The sequence below is a fragment of the Streptomyces actinomycinicus genome, from assembly GCF_016741775.1.
Classification (GTDB): domain Bacteria; phylum Actinomycetota; class Actinomycetes; order Streptomycetales; family Streptomycetaceae; genus Streptomyces; species Streptomyces actinomycinicus.
Map to the genome: position 1 here is coordinate 1 of NZ_JAERRK010000048.1, position 5,900 is coordinate 5,900.

Annotated in this window: 2 protein-coding genes; both read right to left on the reverse strand. The window is 73.0% G+C overall.

Annotation, left to right across the window (positions count from 1 at the left end; all coding sequences use genetic code 11):
• Positions 1–3,792 (reverse strand): non-ribosomal peptide synthetase (locus JK359_RS38325; protein WP_201844342.1); only part of this gene is annotated, 3,792 nt, incomplete at its 3' end.
• Positions 3,789–5,900, reverse strand: a 2,112-nt coding sequence (locus JK359_RS38330) for a condensation domain-containing protein (RefSeq protein ID WP_236679120.1), incomplete at its 5' end; no start/stop codon positions are given. The genes JK359_RS38325 and JK359_RS38330, both read right to left, overlap by 4 nt.

Here is a 5,900-nt window from a genome sequence, read left to right on the forward strand (position 1 = left end):
CAGTTGTTGGGTCCAGTAGGTGATCTGGGTGGTGAAGAGGCTGTCGGGGTCGTTCTGGTCGCCGAGGAGTTCGTTCTGCCAGAGGGTGTAGTCGGTGTACTGGACGGGCAGGGGCGGCCGGTCGGGGGCGTGGCCCTGGGTGCGGGCGGTGTAGGCGTGGGTGAGGTCGCTGGCCAGCGGGCCCAGTGACCAGCCGTCCCCCGCGATGTGATGCAGGACGAGGACGAGCACGTGCCGGTCGGCCGCGAGACGGAACAGCTCGGCGTGCAACGGAGGTTCGGTCGCCAGGTCGAAGGGGTGACGTGACGTCGACATCAACGCGTCGGCAAGTCCGGCCTCGGTGACGTCGGTGACGGGCAGCTCGACGGTCACGGCGTCCAGGACGTGCTGGTAGGGCGTGCCGTCGGCCTCCGGGAAGACCGTCCGCAGGCTCTCGTGCCTCGCCACCACGTCCCCGAGCGCCGCACGCAGGACCTCCCGGTCCAGGTCGCCCGTCAGCCTCAGGACCAGCGGGATGTTGTACGTGGCGCTCGGCCCTTCCATCTTGTGCAGGAACCACAGCCGGCGCTGGGCGAAGGACAGCGGGACCGTCTCGGGCAGCTCCTGCTTCGTCAGCGCGAGCCGCGCCGGCCCCGCCGTGTCGAGCCGGGCCGCCACCGCGCCCGGGGAGCGCGCCTCGAAGAGCGTCCGCAGACCGACCTCGACGCCCAGGGCGGCCCGTATCCGGGCGATCAGCCGGGTGGCCAGCAGGGAGTGGCCGCCCAGGTCGAAGAAGTCGTCGTCCACACCGACCCGGGGCAGCCCGAGGACCTGGGCGAACAGGTCGCACAGGATCTGCTCCTGCGGTGTACGGGCCTCCCGCCCGGCCCCGGCCGACGAGAACCCGGGCGCCGGCAGCGCGGCCCGGTCCAGCTTCCCGTTGTCCGTCAACGGAAGCCGCTCCAGGAGTACGACGGCCGACGGCACCATGTGCTCGGGCAGCCGCTCCCGGGCGAACCGCCGGACGTCCTCGGCCCGGACAGCCGCCTCCCGTGCCACCACATAGGCCACCAGGCGGGTCCTGCCGGGCTGGTCCTCGCGCGTGATCACGGCGGCCTGGGCCAGGCCGGGGTGGTCGGTCAGGGTGTTCTCGATCTCGCCGGGTTCGATGCGGAAGCCGCGGATCTTGACCTGGTGGTCGGCGCGGCCGACGAACTCCAGCTCGCCGTCGGCGTTCCGGCGCACCAGGTCACCGGTGCGGTACATACGCCCGCCGGGCTCGGGGGCGTACGGATCGGGGACGAACCGTTCGGCGGTCAGTCCGGGCCGGCCCAGATAGCCGCGGGCGACTCCCGCCCCCGCGATGTACAGCTCGCCCACCACACCGGGTGCCGTCAGCTCCAGCCCGCTGCCCAGAACGTAGGCCCGGGTACGGGCGATCGGCCGGCCGATGGGTGCGGACAGCGGCCAGCCGTCGGGGTCGGCACCCAGAGTGTGTGCCGTGACCACATGTGTCTCGGTCGGACCGTAGTGGTTGTGGAGCACACGTCCCGGCGTCGACCGGTGGAACTCCCGCACGGTGCCGCTCGGTGTCAACGCCTCACCGGCCTGCGCGATCACGCGCAGGTGCGGCAGGCTACGGCCCTGCTCGACGGCGGCCTCCGCCAAGGCCTCCAGCACCAGGTTGGGCGCGAACAGTTCCTCGATCCGCTGCTCGTCCAGCCACTCGGCGAACCGTGCCGCGTCCCGCCGTACGTCCTCGTCCGGGACCACCAGCGTCTTGCCGAAGGCCAGCGCCGACAGGACCTCCTGCGCGGACACGTCGAAGCTGATCGCCGTGAACTGCGCGATCCTGGCGCCCGGTTCGCCGCCCACTGCCGTGTGGTGCCACTCGAGCAGGTTCAGCAGCGCGCCCGCCGGCATGACGACACCCTTCGGCCGCCCGGTGGAGCCCGAGGTGTAGATGACGTAGGCGGGGTGGTGGGGGCTGAACGCGGTGGCGGGATCGTGGGCCGGGTGATCCGAGAGGTCGAGGGTGTCCAGGTGGAGGGTGGGGGTCGCGACGGGGACCTGCGCGGCCGGGGTGGGGGTGGCGGTGCCGGTCGTGGAGATGTCGGTGGCGGTGGTGGTGAGGAGGAGGCCGGGCCGGGCGTCGGTGAGCATGTGGGCCAGGCGGGCGGGCGGGTACTGCGGATCGAGGGGAAGGTAGGCCGCCCCTGCTTTGAGGACGGCGAGGACGGCGACGACCAGCTCGGTGGAGCGGGGCAGGGAGAGTGCGACGATGTCTTCCGGGCCGATGCCCTGGCCGATGAGGTGGTGGGCGAGTCGGTTGGCCCGTTCGTTGAGTTCGCCGTAGGTGGTCGTGGTCCGGCCGGAGACGACGGCGGCGGCGTGCGGCCGGGCCGCGGCCCGGGCTTCGAACAGGCCGGGCAGGGACGCTCCGGCAGGGCTTGCCGTGACGTCGTCGGGGGCCGCGAGCAGCGCGGCGCGTTCCCCGGCGCTGAGCAGGTCGATCCGGCCGATGGGCAGGTCGGCGTCAGTGAGGACCACATCGAGCACCCGGATCAGCCGGTCGAGGAATCCGGCGGCCGTCGCCCGGTCGAAGAGGTCGTCGCGGTAGTCCAGGCGCAGGTACAGCCGCCGCCCCGGGGCGGCGATCAGGGTGAGCGGATAGTGCGTGGCGTCCCGCCCGCGGGCGAGGTCCGGGGTGATCCGCAGCCCGGTGTCCGGCAGCTCGGCAGGGTCGTCCCAGGGGTAGTTCTCGAACACCAGCGAGGTGTCGAAGAGGTCACCGCCGCCGGCCAGTTGCTGGATGCGGGCCAGCCCCAGGTGCTGGTGCGCGGTCAGCCCCGACTGCGCCTCCTGCAACCGCGCCACGGTGGACCGCAGTGACCGCGCCGGGTCCAGCGGCACCCGCACCGGCACCATGGTGATGAGCAGGCCCACCATGGCTTCGACGCCGGGCAGTTGCGGGTCACGGCCGGCGACGACGGTCCCGAACACCACGTCGTCGTGGCCGGTGCACCGGCCCAGCACCAGCCCCCACGCCGCCTGCAGAACGGTGTTCAGCGTGACGCCCTGACGGCGTGCCCAGTCCGCGACGGCCGCCGTACGGCCCTCGTCCAGCTCGACGGTGATCCGCTCCGGCATCAGCGCGGCCCGCCCGGGATCCACCGGAGTGAGCAGCGTCGGCTGCTCCAGCCCGGACAACGCCTCACGCCAGGCCGCCTCCGCCGCCGGCCGGTCCTGCTCCGCGAGCCAGCCCAGGTACTGCCGGTACGGGGTCACCCGGGGAAGCGCGGAGGGGTCGCCGTGGCTGTCGTACAGCGCGCTCAGCTCGCGCACGAGGAGAGGCGTCGACCAGCCGTCGACCAGGATGTGATGAGTGGTCAGCACCAGACGGTGGTGCGCACCGGCCATCCGCACCAGGCAGAAGCGCAGCAAGGGCGGCTCGGCCAGGTCGAACCGCCGGCCGTGCTCCTTCGCGGCGAGCCGGGCCAGTTCCGCCTCGGCCTCGGCAGCGGGCAGCGGCGACAGGTCGAACTCCTCCCAGGGCACCTCCACCTGACGTGGAACGACCTGGAGCGTCTGTCCCGAGTCCACCTGCCGGAAGGCGGCGCGCAGGTTCGGGTGCCGCTGGACGAGGGCGCGTACCGCCGACCGCAGCCGCGCCCCGTCCAGGGTGCCTTCGATGTCGAAGACGTGCTGCACCGCGTAGACGTCCGCGCCGTCCTGCTCGTAGCGGGAGTGGAACAGCAGGCCTTCCTGCATCGGAGAGAGGGGAAGGATGTCTTCGAGGCCCGACGACGTCATTTCTGAATCCTCCACGCGGCTTCGAGCTGTTCGATGTCGTGCTGGCTGAGTTCGGCCAGGGGGAAGTCCGAGGGTGTGTGACCGCCCGTGCCGGCCCGGTCGCCGTGCCGGACCAGGCCCCGGATCGCCTGGAACCACTGCTCGGCGAGGGCCCGGACGTGCTGCTCCGGCCAGAGACCGGGAGCCCACGTCCAGACGGCCTCCAGGCACGGCCCGTCCGGCGTGTCCCGGACCATGGAGTTGACCTCCAGTCCGTGCGCCAGGGCGGTCGCCGGGTCGGCGCCGCTCAGCAGGCCGGCCTCGGCGGCCACGTTCCACCCCGGGACGCCGGGCACCAGCGGGGCTCCGGCGGACGGGAACCGGCCGAGGTAGTTGAACCCGAGCTGCGGCACGGGAAGCCGGGCCAACCGCTGCCCGGTCTCGGGGTTGAGGTGGCGCAGCAGGCCGAAGCCCATCCCGCGGTCGGGCAGCGAACGCAGCTGCTCCTTGACCCGCTTCAGCGCCTGGCCGAGGCCCGGGCCGCCCTCGGCGACCTCCTCCCAGACCGACGGACCCGGGTCGATCCGCACGGGATACAGAGAGGTGAACCAGCCCACGGTCCGCGCCAGATCCACCCCTCCGGCGATCTCTTCGCGCCCGTGCCCCTCCACGTCCACCAGCAACGCGGAGTGCCGGCCTCGGCCGTGACCCCGGCGCCACTGCGCGACGGCCAGGGCGAGCGCGGTCAACAGCACGTCGTCCACGCCCGCGTGGAAGGCCGTCGGCACGGTGGTCAGGAGCGGGGTGGTGACCTCCGGCGCCAGGGAGAGCGCCAGCTCACGGGCCCGGCCCACGGTGTCCCGTACGGGATCCGGCCGGCGAGCCGTCAGCAGCGGGTCGGCCGCGGTGAGCAGCTCCGCCCACAGCTCGGCCTCCGCGACGCGGAGCGGTCGCCGCGCCTCCGCCACGAGGAGTTGCGACCACCGGCGCAGCGAGGTGCCCACGGGGTCCAGCGGCGGCGGACCGTCGAGGCCGGCCGCCTCCCAGGCGGCGACGAGATCCGGCAGCAGGATCCGCCACGACACCCCGTCGACCACCAGGTGACTGACGAGGAGCAGCAGCCTGCCCGGACGGGCCGGCCCGGCGTCGAACCAGACCACCTGGACCAGGCGCCCCCGCTCGGCCGACAGCCGGTCTGCCGCCGCCTGCGCCTGGGTGCGGACCAGTGCCTCGTCGACATCGGTGTCCTGGAGGGCGACCCGGCGCACCAGGTCGGCGGCCGGCACGGCGCCCACCGGTCCGACCTCCAGCGTGCAGGACCCGCCGTCCGCACCGCCCGGCGTCCGCGAGAGCCGCAGCGCGTCATGGTGGTCCACGAGCGCCTGCACGGCCGCGGTGATGCGGTCCTCGCCCAGCGCGGCCGGCACCTCCAGGAGCATCGCCTGGTAGAAGGCGTCGACTCCACCGCCGCGCGCATCGAACCAGCGCATGATCGGGGTCGGTTCCACCATCCCCACACCGCAGTCCCCGGTGTCCGGCCCCGGCTGTGCCGACTCCTCGGCGATCCCCGCCAGCCCGGCCACCGTCCGCTGCTCGAAGACGTCCCGGACCGAGAAGACGACGCCCGCCGCACGTGCCAGGCTGACCAGCCGGATCGAGACGATGCTGTCCCCGCCGAGTGCGAAGAAGTCGTCGTCGGGCCCGACCCGGTCCACTCCGAGAGCCCGCGCGAACAGCTCGCCCAACAGCCGCTCCCGCGCGGAACCCGGCTCCCGACGCGGCCCGTCCGGCTGCGCGACCGGATCCGGGTCGGGCAACGCGGCCCGGTCGAGCTTCCCGTTCGCCGTCAACGGCAGCCGCTCCAGGACGACGTACCCGGACGGCACCATGTACTCCGGAAGCCGACGCCCCACGAACTCCCGCAACCCTTCCGGTGTGACGGCCGTGTCGCCGACGACATAGGCGATGAGGCGGCTAGTACCGGCCTGTCGGTCGTGGACGATGACGGCGGCTTGGGTGATGTCGGGGTGGGTGAGGAGGGTGTTTTCGATCTCGGCGGGTTCGATGCGGAAGCCGCGGATTTTGACTTGGTGGTCGGTGCGGCCGGCGAATTCCAGGTCGCCGTCTGG